Genomic DNA, 23350 nt, shown 5'->3' with positions numbered 1-23350 from the left:
GTTATGAGTGATGAATTTTTAACTCATCACTCATAACTTTTAACTCCTACTGCTAATTTATTTGCTATAGCAAGTGCTGCCGCATCGTATTTCCAATAAGGAGAAAATTTCATTAGGTCTTGTAACATAACAAAAACTGGTTTATCAACTATGTCATCTATAGTTAAAGAATCTGTTTTTTTATCAATGACAGTTAAAATGAATTCTCCCTGATAACTGCCGACTGCCCAGACACTAGAATCTCCACCTCCTCCAGTACTAACTTTGATAAACTCTTCAAAGAAGAAATCAACATTTTCTCTAAAAACTGGCATAATTAATATTTCTCTTTTTTATGGCAGTAACAAAGGAAAAATTTGGGTTTTATAGAAAGTCATTTTCCAATACAGAAACGGCTAAAAATCCTCTCTAAAACTGATTCTGTTACTTCTTCTCCAGTAATTTCTCCTAAAGCTTGAATCGCACCCCGCAAGTCAATTGTCCAAAAATCAAGCGGTAACTGCTGGGCAATTGTTGCTTGTACCTGTTCCAAAGATATTTTAGCTTGGGTTAAGGCTGCTGCCTGTCTTTGGTTAATGGCTAAGTCCATATCAGCAGCTTGCACTTTTCCAGATTGAACTATTTCTAAAATTGCTGTTTCTAAATTATCAATACCTTGATTCTGGGCTGCGGCTGTGAAAATTTTTGATTTTGAGTCGCCACCTTGGTGCGCTTCTAACACAACTGGGATTTTGGATTGAAGATTTTTCCTATCACTTTCTTGTACTAAATCGATTTTGTTAATCACTATAATCAACGGACGGTGTTGTACCTTTTCGTAAATTTCTTCATCGCCTTCTGTCCAACCTGCGGAAGCATCGATGGTCAGCAAGACTAAATCAGCTGCATTGGCAGCAAGATGCGATCGCTCGACGCCAATTTTTTCCACTTGGTCTGTTGTTTCCCGAATCCCCGCTGTATCTAGCACTTGTACGGGAATTCCCCCGACAACTAACTGGGATTCGACAACATCGCGGGTTGTACCAGGTAAATCAGTCACAATGGCGCGATCGCTCCGGCTCCAAGCATTCAATAAACTCGACTTACCCACATTCGGACGCCCAACAATTGCCACTTTTAAACCAGTACGTAGCAACTCACCTTGATCTTTGGTTTCCAATAACCTAGTTATTTCTGCGGCAATTTTATCGATTTCTGATATGATTGCTTTATCATCCAGCGGAGGAAGGTCTTCCTCAAAATCAATTCGAGCTTCAATTTCTGCCAAAATATCCAAACAGTTAGCGCGTAACTGCCGAATCGGATGAGCTAATTTTCCTTGTAAACCAGCTAAGGCACTTTGAGCCGCTTGGGGCGATCGCGCTCCCACTAAATCAGCAATACCTTCGGCTTGAGTCAAGTCTAATCGTCCATTCAAAAAGGCGCGAAGAGTAAATTCTCCAGGTTGCGCTAGTCTGCTTCCGCTTTCCAAACACAGTTGTAATACCTGCTGCACTGCCATAATTCCCCCGTGGCAATGGAATTCCACTACATCTTCACGGGTGTAAGAACGGGGTGCTTTCATAATCAACAACAGGGCTTCATCCACCAATTCTTGCGTCTGGGGATGGCGAATGTAACCGTAGAGAATCCGGTGACTTTCCCAAACTTGTCGCCCTGGTGCATGAAAAAGATTTTGGGCGATTGCCATTGCTTGAGAACCGGATATCCGCACAATACCAACACTACCCTGTTGGGGGACAACAGCAGTGGCGATCGCGGCTATAGTTCCAGTAGTAGCAAAGAGTTCCGACATGAGCGCCCTTTATAAGAGTGAGGAGAGACGTGATTAATCGCGTCTGTACTTAAGAGTAAAAATCATAACTCATAACTCATAACTTTCTAAATGGTAGGTATTTAGACTAATGAGATGGCAACTGGCAAGGTAAAATTTATCTGGAGGCTAGTGCCTGATAGTAAAGAGTTAAGAGCGAAGAGTTAGGGACGAAAATTATAACTCACAACTTATAACTCATAACTTTTAAAGAGAGGAATTTACTGTGGAGCAAAAGATTAACTGCGCTGTAGCCTGTGTTAACGGGTGTGTTTTAAGGGATAAATGCCCCAATATCGAGTTTAGAGAGGCAGCCGCAAAATTTATTGAAGAGACTCCTTTAGACAAAATGCTGGAGTTGGCACAAGAACGTCTGCGGAAAAAAATGACGGAACCGCCAAAATGGGTTTTTCCTGAAGATCCATAGCATTCGGGGCAACAGGCCCAAGCAAGACAGCGTGGAGGTTAAATAGTATCTGGATCTATATTAATTCTCGCAGTTTTGGCCGCCAAGCGATCGCTGTGTTACTTCTCCTGTTGTGCCACTTCTCCTTCAGGAGTGTCAGGGTTAAAGCATTCTAGAGAACCTAATTCTTCATCACCGCATCTAAAAGCACATTGGCATCAAAGCGGACTACATCGGTGCAAGGTAGCCCAGTTTCTGCTATTGTTTGAGCGATGCTTTCCTCAGCCGCAGACTCATCTAAATGGGCTGTGTTCAGCGCTATCCCAACTACAGGAACACTTCCAAAAGCACCACCAGCGCTAGCAACAGTTTCATAAACCCGAATCACCTCTGGTAAAGGTGGAATTAGTACATGGGGATGATTACGTACATGAACTTGTCCCGCCCGATGTACCAACACCAGTTGGGTTGGTTGGGAACCACGGATTAGCGGTAGAGTTGCCGTTGAACCAGGGTGTAGCAGTGAACCTTGCCCTTCAATGTGCAAGATGTCATAGTTTTTGCCATAGCGCATGACTATCTGTTCCACAGCACCAGCGGCAAAGTCTACCCGCACGGCATCTAAAGCCACACCATCCCCTTCTAACATCACCCCAGTTTGACCTGTGGCGAGGAATTTAGAACGCCAACCCCGCAGTTTTGACGCCCAATGTAACTCTAGGCTAGTTGACATTTTACCGATCGCCATGTCGGTTCCCACTGTCAACACCCGCCGACACGGAAGGGTACGTGCCATTCCACTAGCAACACTTATATTAGGCGGCTCTTTACGTACATCCCAAATTAATTGCCCTGGTTTGAGCAGTGCATTTAACTCTGGTATATTTGCCATTGGTGTATGTAAACCATTCACCAGCGACATTCCCGCTTCTAAAGCGTGTTTGATTTCCAGCCAATAATCATCTGGTACAGCACCACCTCCTGGGGCAATGCCAATTACCAAAACTTCCGGCTTGTACTCCAGGGCTGCGGCTACCGATGCCACAATTGGTACATCACGCTTGATACCTGTTAATTCTGGTAGGGATTTGCCAGCACACTCGCGATCGATTACGGCTACGATTGGGGCTTCACCATAGCGTAAAATAGATAACCCCGTTTTACCCTGAGTCCCAGTAGTTCCTTCATGTAGCAAGATAGCTACTCGTTGATTAAGTGGTAGACGCACTGTGTTGTACCCCCAAACCTGGTAAATCGTTTGGCAAAACTCTCCCTTCTTTTAGCAATGCACCCGTAAAAGGGTCATCAATTAAGTTAAGGTGACTGTCTAAATCTAAATAATCAGCTAGTGGTGCTAGCTGTAATGCTGCTGTATTAGCTAGCGAACTGTCAGAATAGCAACCGAACATTACTTGCAACCGATATGCTCGTGCTGTATGTACCATTCGCATTGCCTCTGTTAGTCCCCCTGATTTCATCAGTTTGATATTAATACCATCCACGTAATTTGCCAAATCGGGAATATCGGCGCTTGTGAAACAACTTTCATCAACAAAGATAGGCAGGGGAGAGTGCTCTTTGAGTTTTGCTAAACTTTTTTCCTGCCCCCGTCGTAATGGCTGTTCTACATACTTTATACCTAAATCAGCCAGCCAATTGCACATTGCGATCGCATCTTCTAAACTCCAGCCTCCGTTGGCATCAACGAAAAATTCTGGTTCAGGCGCTGCTTCTCGTACTGCTAATAGCATTTTTTTATCTGCTTCTATGCCATCAGGGCTACCTAGCTTCACCTTGAAAAGGCGGACATCAGTAAATTGTAACCAGTCTCGTGCTCTAGCCTTGGCACCTTCTGGTGAATTAATCCCAATTGTGACAGAAGTCGGAACTATTTGATTGCGATCGAGTCCCCAAATTTGCCACAAGGGTAATCCTACGCGCTTACCGAGCCAGTCATGCATTGCCATATCTAAGGCAGCTCTTGCAGCAGAAGGAACCTGGTTTTGTGTTAAAACTTGCTCAATTTCCTGCCGCTGTAAGGGGCTGAATGCTTGCAACAGGGGCACAACTTGCTGTAGGGCGTCTTTGATCGTATCAGTTGATTGTCGATGATTACCTACACCGAATGGTGATGCTTCCCCCCAGCCTTCGATGCGATCGGATGAGATCCTCACCCATACATTTGTTGTCTGTGCAGTTGTGCCCCGACTAATGGTCAACGGAAATCTCTTATTTACTGTAAATAAATTTACATTTATTTGCATAGTTTTTATACATATTATGTTATTGCAAAAGCTAGTGTAAGTTCAAAGTTTAGATTATCGGATGCATCTGTTATACTTTTTTACATTCATTGCTTAATGACTAAATATTTTATAGATTGTTTTTATTAATAACTGAATTTATGAACAATTTAAAAAAATGGAAAACTTTAAAATCAAAAATGGTTTTAGATCATCCTTGGTGTCAGGTGAGGCGAGATGAAATAGAATTGCCCAATGGTAAAATTATCGATGATTATTTTGTCAGTATCAAGCCTGACGTCGCGATGGTTTTACCGATCACTAGTAGTAGGGAAATTATTTTTGTTCGTCAATATAGACACGCCATAGGTGAATTTTTCTTAGAACTGCCAGCAGGGAATTTTGACCCTACAAGAGAGAGTGCAGAAGTAGCAGCAATTAGAGAACTTACAGAAGAAACTGGTTATATTCCCCAAGAATTTAGAAAAATAGTAACTCTATACGATAAGCCGAGTAAAGATACCAATCAAATACATTTATTTTTAGCAGAAAATGTGAGTAAAGTTGGAGAGCAACAATTAGATATTACAGAAGATATTGAAGTTGTATTTATTCCTGTAGAATCAGTTTTAGAAAAAATTATTCAGGGAGAAATTTCTGTTGCAGGAACAGTAGCGGCTCTCTTCTTAGGTTTAAATTTTATTAATTATTAATAATTCTTGTAGCTATCTTCTGTTTTGTAAAAATAATGTTTGAGACGAATTGTATACTGAAACTTTTATAGCAAATTATTAACGTTTTGGCATAGAATAATCTTAATATACTTTCCATATAATGTCCTCGTATAAATGATATACAGGGAAATTCTGTATCTAACTGTTACTATGCTAAGGACAGAGGGCAAGTAGCTAAATTCAGATTGGCGGTTCGTAACGTGGATGTTCTAATTGAGTCAACAAGGAGCTTTGAAAAGGATCTTGGCAGGCTGAGTGAAGATGAGAAAACCGCAGCGGTTAAAAAAATCAATGATTGCGCCAGCCTCTTCCCAACTAAAAAAGGTGAGGTTTATCGTAAGTTGCGTCGTCTCCCCCTATCGTCAGATATTAATGGCTATGAATCTTCGCTGTACACGCTAAGGGTTTCCCAGAAACTAAGGGTGATTTTGACAGTTGACGAAGATCCAATTTTTGGGCAAGTTATTTTTACTCTTTTTCGAGTGGTCAAACATGATGACCTCGATAAAGCCTATAAAGGTGTGGCAAAGTCTTTGTATCAAGGATTACTCCACCACAATCAAGAAACTGCCCGGATCTTGTAAGTTGGTTTATGGCACAAACCCTTACTCTGTGTGATGAATACGGCATTATTTATCAAGCCATGAAGATTTTGCCAGACGACGAGCTAAAGATTGCTTTTCTTGAAGCCTTGGCAGAGCTTGAAGATAACGAGTGTCACAGAACAAGAAAATTTCCAAAAACGAGGCTGCATAAAGTAAAAGGTGTGAAGCAGGCAATTTATCGTGCTGATATCGATAAAGCCTCAGGTTGGCGCATCCATGTTCAATACATTAATGGGCAAATTCATCTCAAGGATATTATCGAGGGGCAAAGACACGATGATGTAATTGAGGTGATTAAATCTAAAAAGGCACGCTATGAGTAATTCTCAGTCTTAAATAGTACCGTACCCAAAAAAGTCTTGTCTTTGCACCGGAATGCCCCAATATGCTCGGTTGAGTTACAGAGGTTGTCTGCGTCCGGTGAGTTTGGTCTTTAGTTTTCGGTAGCGAGTTTGAGTATGCACGCCACCTAGTTTTTTATCTTGCCCATTGCTGCAAGATATAAGCATAAAAAGCCTCTTTATCTACCTTATTCATTGCAGAAATTTTCCGACCACCAGGAACTACCTTAGTACGCCCCTGACTAACACCAGTGGTGATAATTTCTGTTTCCCACTCGCGTAATTGATAGAATTCCGGATGTCCCAGATAAGCTGTTGCCAGCACATCCCAAAAATAATAATCTTGGGGGATAACTAGTGCATAACATTGTCCGGCTAAATCAGAAATTGGATAGTGGCGTTGTCGTCCCATTTTGTATACTAGCTCCGATGTGACTGGGACATTATTAGTCAAATCTAAAGGACACATAATAATTTCAATTTGAGTTTGCCATACCCGCGCTGCTGAAACCGCATCCCAATAAACATTCCATTCGGCGGAACCATCTTGTCCTGCTTCCAGACTTTTTTCCACATTGCCACCAACATTCAACGCACCCCCCATCCAAACAATTTTGTGAATCTTGGCTTCAATGTGCGGTGCTTTGTCCAAAGCCACTGCTATCGTTGTCAACGGCCCAGTTACCATCAACGTTACGGGGTCTGATGCCTCCTGCAACACCTGTATCATAAAATCTTGACCTGTTTCGGCAACCAGAGGCGTAGTGATGGTTTCGCTTTGATTGAGAATGGGGAGATGGTCAACTATAAACGAATCACGGCGATAGAGAGTAGGAAATGGATTGATACCGCGCACAGTGCTTTCTGCTACCGGGATATGAGAAAATCCCATCAAATCTATAATTTTACGTGTGGCGCTAACAGCTGGTTGAACGTAGCAATCTGCTGGAGTGACGACAACACCAAGGAGTTCAATATGATCCATCGTCAATAGCAGCATAGTTGCTAAATAATCATCTACACCGCCATCGTGATCCATTAATACAAGTTGTTTTGACATAAAAGGAGAATTAATATGGATGAGTTTATACAAGCTGCAATTCAAGAAGCAAAACAAGGCAGACAAGAAGGTGGAATTCCCATTGGTTCGGTTCTCGTCAAGGATGGCAAAGTTCTCGGCAGAGGACACAATAAACGTGTGCAAGACGCCGATCCTGTCACCCACGCCGAAATCGATTGTCTCCGCAATGCTGGAAGAGTTGGCAGTTATAGAGGTACAACACTCTATTCAACTTTAATGCCGTGTTACCTATGCGCTGGGGCAGTGGTACAATTTGGCATTAAAAAAGTCATCGCTGGAGAATCCAGAACTTTTCCTGGTGCTAAAGAATTTATGGTATCTCACGGTGTGGAAGTAATTGATCTTAATCTTGACGAATGCGAACAAATGATGAGTGAGTTTATTGAAACTAATCCCGAACTCTGGAATGAAGATATTGGTAAATAGTCATTGGGCATTGGGAAGAGGCAGAGGGGAGGGGTGCAGAGGAGAGGAATTTTCCCCTTGCTCCCTACTCCCAATCCCCATTCCCCTTTCCTTAAGAAATGCATCAAATGTAAACCTATCCGGTAGCGAAGTTTGTGCGCCTGGTTTTGTCGCCGCTAAAGCACCCGCTGCTGCACCCCAAATTACTGCCTGATGTAAAGAAAGTCCTTCAAAAAGTGCTGCCGCTAAAGCGCCATTGAAAGCATCGCCTGCGGCTACTGTATCAACCGCATGAACTGAAAACGCGGGTACAAAAAATCTTTCCTCAGCAGTGGCACAAAAAACACCCTTAGTACCCAGTTTGACGATCGCACATTTCACACCCCGTTGTAATAAAACCGCAGCTGCTTTGGCGGCTTGTTCCTCTCCATCCACACGAAAACCAACCAACTGCGCTGCTTCAACTTCATTTGGTGTAATAATTTCTACCAATGGATACAGTTCATCTGGTAAATTAGATTGTGCAGGTGCGGGGTCGAGAATTACTTTTATGTTTGCACGTCGTGCCACTTGAGCAGCAGCAACCACGGCAGTAAGAGGAATTTCTAGTTGTAAAAGTAGTGCTGTAGCTTCTGCTAAAAAGTGGGATAATCGCTCTACATCTTCTTGATTGACGCGCCCATTTGCACCAGGAATGACGACGATTTGATTTTCACCAGTATCACTCACGGTGATAATAGCAACTCCAGAACTAACAGTTTCATCCACAAAAATATTATCAGTCTGTACACCAGATACTTGCAAATTGTTAACAAGTTCTGTACCAAAATCGTCTGCACCTACACGCCCTACTATATGGGTAGGAATTCCCAATTTTGCTAATGCTACGGCTTGATTAGCTCCTTTACCTCCGGGTATTTTTAAAAAGTCTTTTCCTAGTAAAGTTTCTCCTGCAACTGGCAACCGGGATGTTGTTGCTACCAAGTCTATATTTATGCTGCCGAAAACGATAATGCTCATTATACTTAATTTTTATTCATCTTAAAATTATTCGACCTAATACTATAGGAAAAGGAAAAAATTGGAAATATTTGATTCTCTTATCTGAGTTTTTATTAGGACTTACGCAAGAGTTATTGAATAACGAACCACAGAGGCACAGAGGGGACGGAGAAATCAGAGTTTGAGAGATATTTTGCGTAAGTCCTATTTATATTAGGCACGATTATCCCCTTTTTTATTACTCAGATTATGGCGAACAGCAAGTGGCTAATAAGAGAGAGCGTACTTAGAAAAATTACAACGACAGGTAAGAATTCTGCGTATAAAATTAGTAGCAAGCAATGGAGCGATCGCACTTGGTAGTACTGAAGGCAATCAACCCTCTTTGGTTACATTTGTTGCTTCAGCAAACCAACTCTATTTTGTAGAGATTACCAAATTTGCAACTATGGCAGAGGATGAATGGCAGTATTCTGAGCCGAAATAATTTTCCAGCGCCCTGCCTGCTTCTGAAGAACATATTTCATACGCGTTTTGAGTATTCCCGGCTCGGTCGGTTGTATACCTGGAGGCAGGGCATCATAACCGCGTAGTGTTTGTACTGTCTCCACAATAGCTGCTTGGGAACCGAGTAGACGCACCTTCCAAATTTTGATCTCAAGGTGAGTGTTCTTGAAAATGCCACTAAAAAGTGCTGCGTGCCGTGATTTTGTAGCATCCTGTCCGTTAAAGTACGTGCCGATAATGTTAACAAAGTCAGCATCCTGGCTAAAGTCCCGAACCCATGCTTGGGCATCATGTTGATTCCAAGCTTTGGTTTGCTCACTCAGTAGCCTGCGGATAGCAATTTCATCCGGAACTTGAGCAATTACTAACGATGGAATCAAGACGAGTAAAGCAGCATTTATCCCTATCCAGCTAGGGCGTGGATAAATCATCATCAACTCAAATTAGATTAATGACTATAGAATGACACAACAATGAGACGCTTGCTCAAGGCAATTTGTATCAAAAATCTTATTTTGCAAGGTAAATCTGCAAAAGTTTTACTCCTGTCAAACTTCAAAAATTCAATATTTTGCGATGCCTGCGGTTTTTGCTAGCCTATGCACCTGCAAAATGTGGGTTTAAAATCCTTACTGTTGCGTCAGCTTCCCGCAGGATACGGCTCTTAAGGTGGCTCCAAATCAGGACGGGTCAAATTCCTTGGGAGTTTGCTCCTTCTGCCTCTTGCCTCCTTCAAATTCCTTGAATAATTCCGCCATCTACTTGCAGCATGACTCCATTCACAAATGAGGCTGCTGGCGAACTCAGAAATACTGCGACATTGGCAAACTCTTCTGGTGTCCCTATGCGACCTAAAGGAACTGTTGCATTAACTTTAGCTATTTCTGCTTCTTTCGTTTCACCACTTTTAGCAATCCGCGCGTTGATCAATTCTTCTACCCGTTCTGTATATGTCCAGCCTGGTAAAATGCTGTTGACGCGAATTTTATCGCTACCTAGTTCTTGGCTGAGAGTTTTCGTTAAACCAATCACCGCTAACCTAATGGAATTAGACAACACGAGATTTTGAATTGGTTGTTTAGTTGAGGTTGAGGTGATGGTCAGAATCGCTGGTGTTGTAGATTGGCGTAAGTGAGGTAAAGCGTACTTTACCAGACCTACAGCACTCAGCAAAGTCAAGTTGATTGAAGTTTCCCAGGTTGCCAAATCGATATCATCAAAAGAGCCAGCGGGTGGGCCTCCGGCGTTGGTAACGAGGATATCCAACCCGCCGAATTTTTCTACTGTGGCATTAATTACCCGTTCAATATCTTCTTGACTAGTAACGTCGGCACGCAGAGATAGCACTTCTGTGCCTGTTTCGCTTTCTATCTCCGCAGCGGTTTTGTCAATTAACTCACTGCGGGCGCAGATGGCAACTTTTGCACCCTCACGGGCAAATTGCCTCGCTGTAGCTTTGCCCAATCCTTTACTAGCAGCTGTCACTAAGGCGACTTTGCCACGGAGTTGCAAATCCATAATCTTGATTCTTCTTGTTTACAGCAATTTAAAGCCGAGATTATTGAGAGCTTCACGCAAGCGATCGCGTCCTCTCAATGATTCTACACTTGCGATGCGTTGGGCTGAGTGTTCTGACCAATCGCCAGCAACATTCATCTTTTGTTCAGTATAGAATTCTTTGATGATGTCGTTGTAGTGAGCGATCGCTTCTTCTTGATCTGCCAATTTATAGGTTTCACGGTGCAGTATTGCTGATTGGGGCAACCTTGGCTTAATCGCTGCTTCTACCTCAGGATTCGGATAGCCTACACACAGCCCAAATACAGCATACACAGAGGAGGGCAAATTCAATATTTCTGCTACCTCTTGCGGGCGGTTCCGGATTCCGCCGATGTATACTGTTCCCAAACCGAGTGACTCAGCTGCAACTGCTGCATTTTGCGCCGCTAAAGTTGCATCGATTGTTGCCATCACAAACATTTCCAAGTATTCCAGCGCATCATGAGATATGCCGCGACTGTCAGCAACATGAGCCAGACGCGCCAAGTCTGCTAACCAAACCAAGAATAAAGGAACCTGCTTAATATGTGCTTGGTTTCCCGCTAATTTAGATAACTCCTCTTTGCGCTGTTGATCTTCGACTGCTATTACACTCCAGGTTTGCAAATTAGAGGAAGTAGATGCAGATTGGGCGGCTGCAATTAGCAACTCCAGAGTTCCCTGAGGTAGAGGATCGGATAAATAAGACCGGATTGAACGGTGAGATAGTAATGCTGTCAGGGAATCATTCCATTCAATTTCGGGATTGAAGGGAATTTCACCGTAGCGCGATCGCAGTAGTTCTGTAGGATTAGTCATAATCAATTCCAAGATTCACATTTCAAAAATTTTCAGTTGTTTTATTATTAACACCAATTCCATTTGTAAGGGCATACATCTGTCCGCCCCTACAGCCGATTCATTGCACTCTTTTAAGTTTTTGGTGAAAATGCAGCATATTCTTCTTTTGTCAACACAGCATCTTTCACATTTACCTTTTTAGGAATTAACTTCAATTTATAATATGTATCTGCAACACTTTGTTGGAGATTTATTAGATTCTCGTCAACTGGTACAAGCCCAAAAGTCCGCCTGTTAGTTGCTTTCCTCATCGTTTCTAAATCAATTCCTAACACAGGTGATAGAGTTTTTGCGACTTCTTCTCGATTCTGTTTAGACCATTCTTCTAGACTTTGAATTTCTTCCAGTATTACCTTGACAGTTTGAGGATTTTCAGTGACAAATTTGCGGGTCATCAAATAATATCCTCCCTGTTTATTAATTCCTGTGCCATCAATCAGGACTCTGGCTTTTGTTGCCTCTTGAGCTGCTGCATAGAAAGGATCCCAAATTACCCACGCATCTACACTACCCTTGACAAATGCAGCGCGGGCATCAGCCGGTGCCAAATATTTAGGTTCAATGTCAGTATATTTCAATCCCACTTTTTCTAAAGCTTGGACTAACAATAAATGGGCACTAGACCCTTTTTGAAAGGCAACTTTTTTACCTTTGAGGTCAGTAAGTTTTTGAATTTGTGAATTTTGAGGAACAAGAATTGCTGAACCAGCTGGACTAGCAGCAGTACCAACAACATAAATTAGTGATGCTCCGGCTGCTTGAGCAAATATTGGCGGTGATTCTCCTACAGGGCCGATGTCAATACTACCCACATTCATGGCTTCTAGTAGTTGGGGCCCCGCTTGAAATTCAGTCCATTTTACAGTGATCCCTTCTGGTGCCAAACGCTTTTCTAAAACACCTTTAGTTCTAAGTAAAATGGTCGATTTTTGATAACCAAATCTGACTACTGTTGCTTTACTGGAAGCAGAATTGCCAACAGATGTGGCACTAGGATTAGGGGAATTCACAGTCGGTGTCGATGAACAGGCGGCAAATAGCAAGCTCAAACACAGCCCTGTGACAAAAGCCCCCGCAATTGGCAAAGGAGAAGAAAAGAATAATTTATGTTGGTTGTTAAAGGGGATATTCCTGATTCTTATCAACGATATCCACTTGGTAATTAAGCGGCGAAAGATTAGGTTAATCATCAAAATGATTTCTTTGAACTATATTAATACTATAAACTTATAGGTTTACCGGAGTATAAAAATAAATTTAGGTTAAATTGACATAAAAATAGCGGCACGTAGAGTAAATTGATACTTCTCTGCCTATTATCCTAGTACAGCACCACCCAAATCCAGCCACCATCTCGATTAACAAGATAAGTAGCTCTGAGCAACTGGTTCAAGGCAGGCAAACTTACGCCACAGTATATTAGTGCCAAAAAACACAGCACTAATTTAGCAAATCAGGTTCTTCGCGCACAATCCTGTCGTAAAGGGGCTGGAAACTGAACCACCCACTTACATGTGACCCCACTTGAGTTTGTGTTAAACGGGCTGTTTCGTGTTTGATAGTAGTGGGTCTACCCGCAGCTTCTGCCAGCAGTTGAGCTTGGCACGATCGCTCTAAGCTAATGTACCAAAAGGCAGCCTCATCTACTGTATGTCCTACAGTTAAAATACTGTGGTTACGTAGGATTATGGCTTTCTTTGGTCCCAAGGCTTGCGCCAGCCGCTGACCTTCAGAAGTTTCTAAAACAACACCAGTGAAATCATCAAACAGGGCATGGTCTTCGTAAAAAGCACAAGAATCTTGAGTCAAAGGGTCAAGGAGACGCCCCAAACTAGACCAGGCTTTACCATAAAGTGAATGGGCGTGAGCTGCTGCGATTACATCAGGTCGAGCTTCATGAATCTGAGAATGGATGGCGAAAGCAGCTCGATTTACCTCAGTATCACCTTTAACCACCTCACCTTCTCTGTTAACCAAGATCAGGTCAGAAACTCGGATATGACCGAAGTATGTTCCGAATGGATTGACCCAGAAATGGTCTGTAAACTCCGGATCGCGAGCCGTAATATGGCCTGCGATTCCCTCGCTGAACCCAAACTTACCAAATAGGCGAAAGGCGGCGGCTAGGCGTTGCTTACGGTGCAGGCGTTCGTCTTCAACTCGCTCGAATACGGGGGGTTGTGGTCTAGCGTACCTGGGCATGTTCTTTTTCCTCTTCCTCTTTACAGGGAGCGTTGGAATATCCAGAGCGAAAGGATTTGACGCTGTGGGATTCTGGGATGAATTGGTGACGCAAAACGCAACCAGTATCATTACCCAGAAGATGGATGGATACAGATGCGCTCTGGGATGTGGTTTTAACAGCGTGGATATCACCATCTGGGGGTAAGAGGCGGTAGATATCCCCTGGTTGAAGCGGTCGCACTTCAGTTACTTGTAATTGTGCGTGTCCTTCAGCATCGCCGCTATCTACACGGCGATAGACTGTTTCTTCTTGATTGCCTTTATATAAACCAATCAATCCCCAGGCCAAATGGTCGTGGACAGGAGTCGTTGAACCTGGGGGAATCACCAAACTGAATACTGACAGGGAACGGTCTTTGGCGCGATAAAGCAACCACTGACCAATACCGCCGCCCATCCTGCTTTCGGGATTGACTTGAGCAAATTTTTCAGTTAGCCATTCCTCTTGGGCGAGCAGCTCTTGAAAATAGGGTTCTAATCTAGCTAGAGTTTGTGTGCGATCGTCAACAGTACTAGCGCTAATTTCACGCACCGTTGCTACCAAGGATCTTAGTTCTTGGCTCTCGATAAACCATTGGTCTTCTGGTAATGGTTCCAAGATGGTGTGGTTCGTCATCTATATTCCTCGGTTTGGGAGGCGACTAACATTAATAGGAATTTTGTAGTCTTTGCTGACTATAGTACTAGTAGTTTTAACACCAGGGTGAATCTTGAAGCCAAGTTGCTCAAGTTTTAGATGAGAAAGGGACTCCTTCAAAATTATAGTAAAGGGGTACCGCTGGAATACGGTAGCTTTACCTTGTGACAATAGCAGCCTAGCACGGCTGATGCGTACTGGATATAACGGTTGTTGGTTGGCATCGAGAATGAATACTTTGGTCATGCAATTTTGAATTTTAGATTTGTTTGCGATCGCGAGTTGAAAGAGCTTGAGCTTAGAGAACGGAAAAATCATTCTCCCCTACTCCCCCTACTCCCCCTGCTCCTACTTAGCCGTGGGGCAGATAGTAGCAGCAACATCTACCCTTTTCGGTAGAATCTTTTGCTCCAGCATCCAGTCAGCCGTCTTCTGAAGTTTGGCAATATCATCAGCATTAGGTGTGACAAGTAGCTGTGGCCCTTGATTCTCAGTTACCCGCTTGGCTACGGCTGGGGATATTTTGATGTCCTTGACCAGGAATTCCGCTGATTTTGCCGTATTTACATTCAACCAATCGTATTCCTCACTTAAACCCCTAAAAGCAGCTTTCACGGCTTCTGGAGATTTAGCCGCAGCCTCATTACGCACAAGCATTACACTGTAGGTCGGAGCAGGATGGGTTGTGGTGATTCTCCTAGCACCATGCTCTAATTCGGCAACTGAGATGTATGGTTCCCAAACTGCCCAAGCGTCCACATTTCCTTGGTAGAGGGCGGGTGCAGCATCAGTTGGAGCTAAAAAAACGCGCTGAACTTTATCTTTAGAAATGTTCTCTTTTTCCAATACTTTTAATAACAGGTACTCCCCTGCACCAGCCTGATTGACAGCAACTTTTTTACCTACAAGGTCAGCGGGCTTACGGATAGGAGAATCACCACGCACGACGATCGCACTGGACAATGATTCAGGTCTAGGACGCTGGACAGCCCCAATGCAAAGCTCCTGACCGGCGGCAATAGCTGACAATCCAGGAATGTCTCCGCACCCGCCAATATCCGCTTGATTAGCGCTAATTGCTTGGAGTAAGGTAGCACATCGGTCAAAGGGGCCAGCCCATTCAGCTTTGATATTCTGAGCCGCAAGCCTCTTTTCTAACTCTCCTCGTTGACGTGCAATTGGTACTACACCTCCCTTTTGGTATCCCAGGCGAATCAAACTTGTTTTCTCTTGAGTCTGGTTACTCACATTTTGAGCAGTGGTATTAGTATTTGCAGAGTTACTGGGAGCGCAGCCATAAATCGCTAAACCTAGCCAGGAACTAGCAATCAATAAGGCACTAAGGGAATTACCGCGTTGTGGCAATAAAAATAAGAACTTTTTGAATTGGTTCAACAACTTTTTTATTACTCCTTTTATTAAAGAAAAGATAAGAATGAGAGTCTAGAGGTCAACTCCAGCACTCTCGTCTTTACAGCTCATTAGGGATTTCCAGGGAATAAATCATCCAATCTTATGCAGTAGTCTCACAATCAGTAGTTGGATATTTTTTATTGGGAAGTCTCTTAGCTGTGATATTAATTTATGTAAATACGGTAAGTCGGTCGGCTAACCGTTGAATTAACTACAAGCAGAAATTATCACATACAAATTTAAAAAGCAATAGGTTAGCTGTTAGAGGAGGGAATTAAGGGAAGCCATTGCGTTTCCTCATTCCCAGGCTACCGGGAATGCATTCATCTGGACTGGAGACGAAGCCTCTAATCAGCCATTCCCATGATCCGCACCTTTAAGTGAAAATTTTGCATAGTTCTGGATCGTAGTGATAATTATTCTCATAATCAGAGTTGCTGGAAATTTACCAAAATATTAAATTCGATTCGTTTTTGAAATCGGAAACATAAAAATCTGGAATCATGCGTAAATGTTTTGAAGCTTACTGAAGAATCATCAGTGACATTAAAAGCTAGAAGAAACCACAGGAGATTGGACTGCTGATAAATCTATAAATGTTAGCTGTGAGAAAAGGACGGCATTCAAACCTGAAGGAGAAGTGCATGAATGTAAGTTTAAATAACTTAGCAAAAAATTTAGTAAACACGGAACAAAGCTTTGGGACTTTAGTTGACTTGCTACGCTATCGAGCGGTTGCTCAGTCTAACCGAATCGCCTACACCTTTTTGGTGAACGGAGAAACTGAGGAAATTAATATAACTTATCAAGAGTTAGATCGATTAGCGCGAGCGATCGCAGTGCGGTTACAGTCAATGGAAATGGCTGGTTCTCGGGCTTTGCTGCTGTACCCCATAGGTTTGGATTTTATCGCGGGGTTTTTCGGATGTTTGTATGCTGGGGTAGTTGCGGTTCCAGCTTATCCTCCCCGTCCTAATCAATCGTTGTCACGTTTGCAAGCGATCGCAACAAATGCAAAAGCGGCGATCGCACTGACCAATACCACCGTTTTATCCAATTTTGGGCGAGGATTTAGCGAATTTCCCAATCTCAAAGTTCTGTGCTGGCTGACAACTGACGACATTAACACCGATTTGGCAACGCAATGGCAAGAACCTGCGATTAATAGCAATACCCTAGCTTTACTTCAATACACTTCCGGTTCTACAGGAACTCCCAAAGGAGTAATGCTCAACCATAGAAATTTGCTGCACAATTGCACTTTCATCCACGAGTGTTTTCAGGATACGCCCGAAAGTATGGGTGTAAGTTGGCTGCCACTATATCACGACATGGGACTCATCGGCGGTGTACTGCAACCTTTGTATGTTGGTGCACCAATGACATTGATGTCTCCAATGGACTTTCTGCAAAGTCCCGTCCGATGGCTGCGGGCGATTTCCCGCTACAAGGCTACTACTAGCGGCGGCCCCAACTTTGCTTATGACCTCTGCGTTCGTCATATAACTCCCCAACAACGGGAAACTCTTGACTTGAGTAGCTGGAAGGTAGCCTTCAACGGAGCCGAACCCGTGCGGGCGCAAACATTAGAACGGTTCGCAGAGGCTTTTAAATCCTGTGGTTTCAGCTACAACGCCTTCTATCCCTGTTACGGTATGGCGGAAGCAACTTTGATTGTGTCTGGTGGTTTAAAAACAGAGCCGCCAATCCTAAAAATCGTTCAGGGAGAAGCTCTAGAGCAAAATCGAGTAGTTCCAGCCAAAAAAGCTGAAGATGGAACCCGAACTTTGGTTAGCTGCGGACAAAGCAGACTAGATCAGCAAATTGTCATAGTTCACCCTGAGACTTTAACTATTTGTGCACCTAACGAAGTCGGTGAGATTTGGATATCGGGTAAGAGTGTGGCGCAGGGGTACTGGAATCAATTAGGAGAAACAAAAACTACTTTTCAAGCTTATCTATCAGGTACGACAGAAAGACCATTTTTGCGGACAGGAGACTTGGGATTCCTGGAAAATGGGGAGTTATTTATCACCGGACGAATCAAAGATTTGATTATTATTCGAGGTCGCAATCATTACCCGCAAGATATTGAATTTATCGTAGAACAAATTCATCCAGCATTGCGATCGGGTTATGGATCTGCATTTTCTGTTGATTTAGATGGAGAGGAACGACTAATTGTCGCACAGGAAGTAGAGCGTAATTATTTGGCAAATCTAAATTTAAATGAAATTTTTACAGCAATTGTACAAGCAGTAGCACAACAACATGAAATTCAAATTTATGCCATCTTGCTATTAAAACCTGGTAGTATCCCTAAAACTTCTAGCGGCAAAATTAAACGTTTTGCTTGCCAAAAAGCTTTTATAAATAACACCTTAGATATAGTTTATGACTGGACAATAAATCCTCGCTTCAAAGCAGAATATCGCAACTTAGAGGAAGAAATAGCACTTCTAAAAATGCAACTACTCTCTTCTTAAAAAACCACCCAATTTTATCTACGTTCTCTGTCTTAAAAAATGACGTACCTGCGGATGCTCCTTCCGGTGCTCCAACTTTTTGCTGCGTCTTTACGGTTCAATCAATCTTCTAAAAACTTTTCGAGGTATCTAATGTTCTGGTTTTTTTTATCCTTAGCAATCGTCTCAGAAGTAACCGGCACAACTTGCATGAAATTGTCAGCAGGTTTTACACGCTTATTACCTTCAGTAGCGATGGCAATATTTTATTGCATCAGCCTAACTTCATTAACATTCGCTCTCAAAAAAATTGATGTCAGCGTTGCTTATGCAATTTGGTCTGGCGTCGGCACAGCTTTAATCGCAATTATCGGTATTTTCTGGTTTAGAGAACCCGCAAATATATTCAAAATTCTCTCGCTCGCTCTCATAATTTTCGGAGTAATTGGTTTAAACCTTAGTGGCGGAACTCATTAATTAAAAAGCATTCAAGCATGAACAGGAGAAAGAACAGTGACATCTACAGAGCGGATCGTAAAACATATTGACTTTCTAGACGGCTTGCGTGCGATCGCTGCTCTGTTTGTTCTATTTAGTCATACATGGTATCAAATTTGGCCCGCTGTTTTGCCACCTTATGGATACGGCAATCGCCCAACTGGATTAATACTAATGTTAACAAGTTGGCTTTATTACGGGCATTTTGCTGTAATTGTATTTATTGTGCTGTCTGGATTCTGTCTCATGTTACCTGTGATTAAAAATAACGGTATCTTGCGCGGCGGCACTTTACAATTCTTCAAAAGGCGAGCGAAAAGAATTTTACCTCCATATTACTTTGCTCTTTTGTTTTCGCTACTTTTGATTTGGTTTTTTATCGGTTTAAAAACAGGTTCGCAGTGGGATATTAGCTTACCAGTGACTCAAGAAGGATTGCTTTCTCATTTATCGATAACGCAAGATTTTGTGACATCGACTCAAATTAACTATGTATTTTGGTCAATCGCTGTTGAAGCACAGCTATACTGTTTTTTCCCACTACTTGTACTTGGTTGGCGGCGGTTTGGTGGCGTTAAAACTACATTAGGTGCAGGCTTAATTATCTACACTACAATTCTGCTGCTAGAAATCACACAGTCAAAAGATATACCGCCACAATTTGTTGGTTTGTGTTTTTATTTTGTACTGGGAATGTTAGCCGCGACTATTGTTTTTTCTCCAGAAAAATTTTGGTATATCATGCGTCAATATTTCCCTTGGCGTTTTACTGTAGTGGGTTGCGTTTTAGCAATTATCTTTTTCTGCTATCTCTGGGGATTTGATAAAGCAGAAAAGATATTTTCGCTTTTAGATACGCTTTGTGCATTGGGTACACTATCTTTACTTGTTGATGCTTCCAATTCAGAAAATAACACAATCCGCAAAATTATCAGTTCAAAGTTTTTAGTGTTTCTCGGAACTTTTACTTACAGTTTATATCTCATTCATGCGCCACTGTTACAACTTATCTGGCAGTATATTGTACATCCATTAAATTTTGGGAAAGGCACAGAGTTTGTTTTACTTTTATTGATAGGCACGCCACTGATTTTGATAGTGTCATATATTTTCTTTTTTTATTGTGAGCGACCATTCTTGAATATACGTCGAATAACTGCATGATAGAAAGAAAAGAAAAGACTATTGTAATTCTATAATTTATAAACTTAATTTTTGAGGATAAAAAATGTACTTCTCGCTGATTCAATCCAATTCAATTATGATAATTTAATTCTGGTATTTACCTTATGCCTCAAAAAACAATCACAGACAAAGGAAAAATGCGAGAAGAATTATTATTAAAACCTCGTAAATATTGGATTATTGCTTTATCAATTTTCGCAGCTTTAATCCCATCTGGTATTAGTTTCTATATGTTGCAAAGTAACCAAAGCAATTCGCAAAATGGCTCTTTGACAGAAGCTGCTGCGAATGCAAGTGTGAATAGTGTTGCTGCTTTGGGGCGTTTGGAACCGCAAGGGGAAGTTATTCACTTATCGGCGGCGAGTTCAACCGAAGGTTTGAAAGTGGCAAAACTGTTGGTGAAAGAAGGCGATCGCGTCAAACTTGGGGAGGTAGTTGCAATTTTAGACAATCGCGATCGCCTACGTGCAGCCCAAGAACAAGCCAAGCAACAAATCAAAGTTGCTCAAGCTAATTTAGCCAAGGTAAAAGCTGGGGCGAAACAGGGGGAAGTCGTGGCTGGGGAGGCGACAATTTCTCGTTTGCAAGCCCAACTGCGCGGACAAATGTCTACCGGACAAGCTACAATTGCTCGTCTCCAAGCCCAACTCGAAGGCGAAAAAACTAGCCGCCAAGCCACAATTGCTCGTCTCCAAGCTCAACTGCTAGGAGAAAATAGGGTGCAACGAGCCAAGGTTTCGCGATCGCAGGCAGAGCTGCGTAACGCCCAAGCGGAGTTTGCCCGTTACCAAAAATTATATGAAGAAGGTGCGATCGCTGCTTCTCAAATTGATAGCAAGCGTTTGACAGTGGAAACCGCAACTCAGGAGTTACAAGAAGCACAAGCAGCCCAGGGACAGACAATAGAGACATTGCAACAACAAATCAATGAAGCCCAAGCCTCGCGCAAGCAGATAGTAGAGATATTGCAACAACAAATTAACGAAACTCTTGCCATCGAGAAACAAACTATAGACACCTTGCTACAGCAAATTCAAGAAGCCCAAGGAAACTTGAGCCAAATTACCGAAGTTCGTCCGACGGATGTACAAGCAGCCCAAGCAGAAGTTGAAAATGCGATCGCCTCTGCAAAAAAAGCTGAAGCCGATGTTGCTTTAGCCTACGTACGCGCACCCGCAGCCGGCCAAATTTTACAAATTCAGGCTCGTCCTGGAGAAGTTGTAAGCGATCGGGGAATTGTAGATATCGGGCAAACAAGTCAAATGTATGTAGTTGCAGAGGTATACGAAACAGATATTAGTAAAATTCGTATTGGACAACGTGCCACAGTTAACAGTCTCGCTTTTGATGAAAAATTACAGGGAGTTGTAACTCAAATTGGCTCACAAATTGAGAAGAAAAACCTTCTTGATACTGACCCCAATGCAGATTTAGATGCCAGAGTCGTAAAAGTCAAAATTCGTCTTGATACAGAAAATAACCAACAATTAGCAAATTTAACTAACTTACAAGTAGAAGCGATAATTCATGTTTCAGGCAAGCATCAAAACTCAAAATTTTCTCGTCCAGAAATTAGTCTATTTAATCCGCTTTAAATTCTGGAATTTTGATGATTCCAAAAGGATGACCTGATGAAATTTAAAAAATTAAAAACTCCCCTTGCTTGGCTACAATTAACACAAGCAAAAGGGCGCTTATTAGCAGCAATGGCAGGAATTGCATTTGCTGATTTACTGATGTTTATGCAAATGGGTTTTCAGGATGCTTTATATGAAAGCAATACACAACTACACAAAAATCTCCAGGCTGATTTATTTTTAATTAGTCCTCAATCTCAAACAATTGCCTATATGGAAAGTTTTTCCCGGCGTCGTTTGTACCAAGCACGAGGAATTGATGGAGTCGAGTCTGTTAGTTCTTTATATATAGATTTTATTAGATTTAAAAATCCTGAAAATCGCCGCAATCGGACAATTTTAGTTTTAGCTTTTAATCCCCATGAACCAGTTTTAAAATTACCTGGTATCGCCGAAAATATAAACAAAACTCAATTACCTGATGTAGTGCTGCTTGATATGGCATCTCGCCCGGAGTTTGGGACTGTGGAAATAGCTGAAAAAACAGCTAAAAATCAACTGGTTAATACTGAAATAGGCGGTAGCAAAATTAAAGTAGCTGGAGTATTTAAATTAGGTAACTCTTTTGCTGCTGATGGTAATTTAATTACCAGTGATTTAACATTTTTGCGTTTATTTAAATATAAAAATCGTCGTCCCGATCAAATAGAAGTAGGTTTAATTCGCCTGCAACCAGGAGTTGATATTAAAATAATCCAGAGAAATTTAGTCGCTAAATTGCCCAAAGATGTGAGAGTACTTAGTAAACAAGAATTTATCGACTTTGAACAAGAACACTGGGCTAGCAGTACACCGATTGGTTTTATTTTTAGCCTGGGTGTAATTATGGGTTTTATTGTTGGTGCAGTAATTGTATATCAAATACTTTATACAGATGTCTCCGAACACATGGCAGAATATGCAACCCTCAAAGCGATGGGTTATGCTGATATTTACTTTTTAGGTGTGGTTTTACAAGAAGCTTTTATTTTAGCTGTTATTGGTTATACGCCAGGTTTTACTTTATCTTGGGTTTTATATTATTTGGCACAAAATGCCACTTTATTACCAATTACAATGAATGTTGCTCGCGCTTTTGGAGTATTATTTTTGACAATTGTCATGTGTTCGATGGCGAGTGGGTTTGCCATCGTGAAACTGCGTGCCGCAGATCCAGCAGATATTTTCTAAGTAGTTATATTTAATTAATTTATCTAAATTACATAACTTTTTTCCTTCTGCCTTGTTTTTATAATGAGAAAGATATTCATTTAGTAACTTAGGATTTGAAATATGAAGAGACTCAAGAAGTTTTTTATAGTCACTGATATCGGATTTATTTTGTATTGGCTAATTACCGTATTTCATTGGATTCCAAATCAATATTTATTTAAGGATTATGACAATCCTATATTGGTCGCATGGAATTTCTCGTTTTTACCTTTAGATTTATTAATATCATTTACAGGGTTGACAAGCTTGCTTCTTTATAAGCAAGGTATAAGCATTTGGAGGCAAACTGCGTTAATTTCATTAATACTAACCTTTTGCTCAGGTCTACAAGCGATCGCCTTTTGGACACTGAGATTAGATTTTGACATCAGTTGGTGGCTACCTAATCTGTTCTTACTGATATACCCGCTATTTTTTATACCTCAATTTTTGTCTGGGAAATGAGGGGGAGACAAGGTAGGCAAAAAATAGGCGTTGCTGAACTCGGATATGAAATCACAAATTTATCGTAGAGACGTTTTC

25 protein-coding genes are annotated in these 23350 nt (G+C 41.9%); 11 read left to right on the top strand and 14 right to left on the bottom strand.

What is annotated here, in order from left to right:
* Positions 1-26: 26 nt before the first annotated feature.
* Positions 27-314, bottom strand: coding sequence for a hypothetical protein (locus RM347_RS22305; RefSeq protein WP_322718410.1), 288 nt, complete (start codon positions 312-314; stop codon positions 27-29).
* A gap of 59 nt (positions 315-373) precedes the next feature.
* Complete coding sequence (mnmE, locus tag RM347_RS22300) at positions 374-1795, bottom strand: tRNA uridine-5-carboxymethylaminomethyl(34) synthesis GTPase MnmE (protein ID WP_322718411.1); 1422 nt, start codon at positions 1793-1795, stop codon at positions 374-376.
* 244 nt (positions 1796-2039) lie between these two features.
* Between mnmE and RM347_RS22295 the strand changes: the two genes are divergently transcribed.
* Positions 2040-2240, top strand: a complete 201-nt coding sequence (locus tag RM347_RS22295) for a hypothetical protein (RefSeq protein WP_322718412.1) — start codon at positions 2040-2042, stop codon at positions 2238-2240.
* Positions 2241-2400: 160 nt separating this feature from the next.
* Here the strand turns inward: RM347_RS22295 and RM347_RS22290 are convergent, their stop codons facing one another.
* Positions 2401-3447, bottom strand: coding sequence for a DUF1611 domain-containing protein (locus RM347_RS22290; protein ID WP_322718413.1), 1047 nt, complete (start codon positions 3445-3447; stop codon positions 2401-2403).
* On the bottom strand, positions 3431-4483 hold the full coding sequence (locus RM347_RS22285) for a dipeptide epimerase (protein WP_322718414.1): 1053 nt from the start codon (positions 4481-4483) through the stop codon (positions 3431-3433). Before RM347_RS22285 ends, RM347_RS22290 begins: the two co-directional genes overlap by 17 nt.
* A 140-nt stretch (positions 4484-4623) precedes the next feature.
* Here RM347_RS22285 and RM347_RS22280 point away from each other — a divergent pair, with 140 nt between their 5' ends.
* From RM347_RS22280 to RM347_RS22270, 3 genes are all read left to right on the top strand, one after another.
* The gene (locus tag RM347_RS22280; protein ID WP_322718415.1) at positions 4624-5175 is read left to right on the top strand and encodes an NUDIX hydrolase; all 552 of its coding nucleotides are present in this window, start codon (positions 4624-4626) and stop codon (positions 5173-5175) included.
* 221 nt (positions 5176-5396) lie between these two features.
* Positions 5397-5780 carry a type II toxin-antitoxin system RelE family toxin gene (locus tag RM347_RS22275; protein WP_322718416.1) on the top strand — a complete coding sequence of 128 codons (384 nt, stop codon included), beginning with the start codon at positions 5397-5399 and terminating at the stop codon, positions 5778-5780.
* A gap of 8 nt (positions 5781-5788) precedes the next feature.
* Positions 5789-6124, top strand: a complete 336-nt coding sequence (locus RM347_RS22270; protein WP_322718417.1) for a hypothetical protein — start codon at positions 5789-5791, stop codon at positions 6122-6124.
* Between the two features lie 154 nt (positions 6125-6278).
* Here the strand turns inward: RM347_RS22270 and RM347_RS22265 are convergent, their stop codons facing one another.
* A complete protein-coding gene (locus RM347_RS22265) occupies positions 6279-7202 on the bottom strand; it encodes a nucleoside hydrolase (protein WP_322718418.1) in 924 nt (307 codons plus the stop codon).
* A 15-nt stretch (positions 7203-7217) separates the two neighbouring features.
* Between RM347_RS22265 and RM347_RS22260 the strand changes: the two genes are divergently transcribed.
* Complete coding sequence (locus RM347_RS22260) at positions 7218-7649, top strand: nucleoside deaminase (protein ID WP_322718419.1); 432 nt, start codon at positions 7218-7220, stop codon at positions 7647-7649.
* On the opposite strand, the gene rbsK is transcribed toward RM347_RS22260, so the two are convergent.
* The 9 genes from rbsK to RM347_RS22215 all read right to left on the bottom strand — a co-directional run bounded on the left by rbsK (position 7650) and on the right by RM347_RS22215 (position 15816).
* The gene (rbsK, locus tag RM347_RS22255; RefSeq protein ID WP_322718420.1) at positions 7650-8648 is read right to left on the bottom strand and encodes a ribokinase; all 999 of its coding nucleotides are present in this window, start codon (positions 8646-8648) and stop codon (positions 7650-7652) included.
* 428 nt (positions 8649-9076) lie between these two features.
* A complete protein-coding gene (locus RM347_RS22250; protein ID WP_322718421.1) occupies positions 9077-9571 on the bottom strand; it encodes an SgcJ/EcaC family oxidoreductase in 495 nt (164 codons plus the stop codon).
* Between the two features lie 298 nt (positions 9572-9869).
* Positions 9870-10655: an SDR family oxidoreductase gene (locus tag RM347_RS22245; protein ID WP_322718422.1), complete on the bottom strand. Its 786-nt coding sequence runs from the start codon at positions 10653-10655 to the stop codon at positions 9870-9872.
* Positions 10656-10673: 18 nt separating this feature from the next.
* A complete protein-coding gene (locus RM347_RS22240; RefSeq protein WP_322718423.1) occupies positions 10674-11495 on the bottom strand; it encodes an NADPH-dependent oxidoreductase in 822 nt (273 codons plus the stop codon).
* Positions 11496-11608: 113 nt separating this feature from the next.
* Positions 11609-12727: a sulfonate ABC transporter substrate-binding protein gene (locus RM347_RS22235; RefSeq protein WP_322718424.1), complete on the bottom strand. Its 1119-nt coding sequence runs from the start codon at positions 12725-12727 to the stop codon at positions 11609-11611.
* A 250-nt stretch (positions 12728-12977) separates the two neighbouring features.
* Positions 12978-13739 (bottom strand): class II aldolase/adducin family protein, encoded by a 762-nt coding sequence (locus tag RM347_RS22230; protein ID WP_322718425.1) that lies wholly within the window; start codon positions 13737-13739, stop codon positions 12978-12980.
* Positions 13723-14397 (bottom strand): cysteine dioxygenase family protein, encoded by a 675-nt coding sequence (locus tag RM347_RS22225; protein WP_322718426.1) that lies wholly within the window; start codon positions 14395-14397, stop codon positions 13723-13725. The genes RM347_RS22230 and RM347_RS22225 overlap by 17 nt, the downstream gene beginning before the upstream one ends.
* Positions 14398-14664 carry an RRXRR domain-containing protein gene (locus RM347_RS22220; RefSeq protein ID WP_322718427.1) on the bottom strand — a complete coding sequence of 89 codons (267 nt, stop codon included), beginning with the start codon at positions 14662-14664 and terminating at the stop codon, positions 14398-14400.
* Positions 14665-14766: 102 nt separating this feature from the next.
* On the bottom strand, positions 14767-15816 hold the full coding sequence (locus RM347_RS22215; protein WP_322718428.1) for an aliphatic sulfonate ABC transporter substrate-binding protein: 1050 nt from the start codon (positions 15814-15816) through the stop codon (positions 14767-14769).
* Positions 15817-16475: 659 nt separating this feature from the next.
* Between RM347_RS22215 and RM347_RS22210 the strand changes: the two genes are divergently transcribed.
* From RM347_RS22210 to RM347_RS22185, 6 genes are all read left to right on the top strand, one after another.
* Positions 16476-18317 carry a fatty acyl-AMP ligase gene (locus RM347_RS22210; RefSeq protein ID WP_322718429.1) on the top strand — a complete coding sequence of 614 codons (1842 nt, stop codon included), beginning with the start codon at positions 16476-16478 and terminating at the stop codon, positions 18315-18317.
* Positions 18318-18449: 132 nt separating this feature from the next.
* Positions 18450-18773, top strand: coding sequence for a DMT family transporter (locus RM347_RS22205; protein WP_322718430.1), 324 nt, complete (start codon positions 18450-18452; stop codon positions 18771-18773).
* A 36-nt stretch (positions 18774-18809) separates the two neighbouring features.
* Positions 18810-19958, top strand: coding sequence for an acyltransferase family protein (locus RM347_RS22200; RefSeq protein ID WP_322718431.1), 1149 nt, complete (start codon positions 18810-18812; stop codon positions 19956-19958).
* 125 nt (positions 19959-20083) lie between these two features.
* Positions 20084-21574 (top strand): ABC exporter membrane fusion protein, encoded by a 1491-nt coding sequence (locus RM347_RS22195; RefSeq protein ID WP_322718432.1) that lies wholly within the window; start codon positions 20084-20086, stop codon positions 21572-21574.
* A gap of 36 nt (positions 21575-21610) precedes the next feature.
* Positions 21611-22786 carry an ABC transporter permease DevC gene (gene devC / locus RM347_RS22190; RefSeq protein ID WP_322718433.1) on the top strand — a complete coding sequence of 392 codons (1176 nt, stop codon included), beginning with the start codon at positions 21611-21613 and terminating at the stop codon, positions 22784-22786.
* 102 nt (positions 22787-22888) lie between these two features.
* Positions 22889-23272 carry a DUF5360 family protein gene (locus RM347_RS22185; protein WP_416211896.1) on the top strand — a complete coding sequence of 128 codons (384 nt, stop codon included), beginning with the start codon at positions 22889-22891 and terminating at the stop codon, positions 23270-23272.
* Positions 23273-23350: the final 78 nt, after the last annotated feature.

This window comes from Nostoc sp. ChiQUE02 (genome assembly GCF_034531305.2).
Lineage (GTDB): Bacteria > Cyanobacteriota > Cyanobacteriia > Cyanobacteriales > Nostocaceae > Nostoc.
The sequence above is the reverse complement of the archived record's forward strand: the minus strand, read 5'-3'. Positions and strand labels throughout refer to the sequence as shown.

Coding starts and splice junctions, on each gene's coding strand:
- RM347_RS22305 (WP_322718410.1), bottom strand. CDS start 314: ATGCCAGTTTTTAGAGAAAATGTTGATTTCTTCTTTGAAGAGTTTATC.
- mnmE (WP_322718411.1), bottom strand. CDS start 1,795: ATGTCGGAACTCTTTGCTACTACTGGAACTATAGCCGCGATCGCCACT.
- RM347_RS22285 (WP_322718414.1), bottom strand. CDS start 4,483: ATGCAAATAAATGTAAATTTATTTACAGTAAATAAGAGATTTCCGTTG.
- RM347_RS22280 (WP_322718415.1), top strand. CDS start 4,624: ATGAACAATTTAAAAAAATGGAAAACTTTAAAATCAAAAATGGTTTTA.
- RM347_RS22270 (WP_322718417.1), top strand. CDS start 5,789: ATGGCACAAACCCTTACTCTGTGTGATGAATACGGCATTATTTATCAA.
- RM347_RS22265 (WP_322718418.1), bottom strand. CDS start 7,202: ATGTCAAAACAACTTGTATTAATGGATCACGATGGCGGTGTAGATGAT.
- RM347_RS22260 (WP_322718419.1), top strand. CDS start 7,218: ATGGATGAGTTTATACAAGCTGCAATTCAAGAAGCAAAACAAGGCAGA.
- rbsK (WP_322718420.1), bottom strand. CDS start 8,648: ATGAGCATTATCGTTTTCGGCAGCATAAATATAGACTTGGTAGCAACA.
- RM347_RS22250 (WP_322718421.1), bottom strand. CDS start 9,571: ATGATGATTTATCCACGCCCTAGCTGGATAGGGATAAATGCTGCTTTA.
- RM347_RS22245 (WP_322718422.1), bottom strand. CDS start 10,655: ATGGATTTGCAACTCCGTGGCAAAGTCGCCTTAGTGACAGCTGCTAGT.
- RM347_RS22240 (WP_322718423.1), bottom strand. CDS start 11,495: ATGACTAATCCTACAGAACTACTGCGATCGCGCTACGGTGAAATTCCC.
- RM347_RS22235 (WP_322718424.1), bottom strand. CDS start 12,727: ATGATTAACCTAATCTTTCGCCGCTTAATTACCAAGTGGATATCGTTG.
- RM347_RS22230 (WP_322718425.1), bottom strand. CDS start 13,739: ATGCCCAGGTACGCTAGACCACAACCCCCCGTATTCGAGCGAGTTGAA.
- RM347_RS22225 (WP_322718426.1), bottom strand. CDS start 14,397: ATGACGAACCACACCATCTTGGAACCATTACCAGAAGACCAATGGTTT.
- RM347_RS22220 (WP_322718427.1), bottom strand. CDS start 14,664: ATGACCAAAGTATTCATTCTCGATGCCAACCAACAACCGTTATATCCA.
- RM347_RS22210 (WP_322718429.1), top strand. CDS start 16,476: ATGAATGTAAGTTTAAATAACTTAGCAAAAAATTTAGTAAACACGGAA.
- RM347_RS22205 (WP_322718430.1), top strand. CDS start 18,450: ATGTTCTGGTTTTTTTTATCCTTAGCAATCGTCTCAGAAGTAACCGGC.
- RM347_RS22195 (WP_322718432.1), top strand. CDS start 20,084: ATGCCTCAAAAAACAATCACAGACAAAGGAAAAATGCGAGAAGAATTA.
- devC (WP_322718433.1), top strand. CDS start 21,611: ATGAAATTTAAAAAATTAAAAACTCCCCTTGCTTGGCTACAATTAACA.
- RM347_RS22185 (WP_416211896.1), top strand. CDS start 22,889: ATGAAGAGACTCAAGAAGTTTTTTATAGTCACTGATATCGGATTTATT.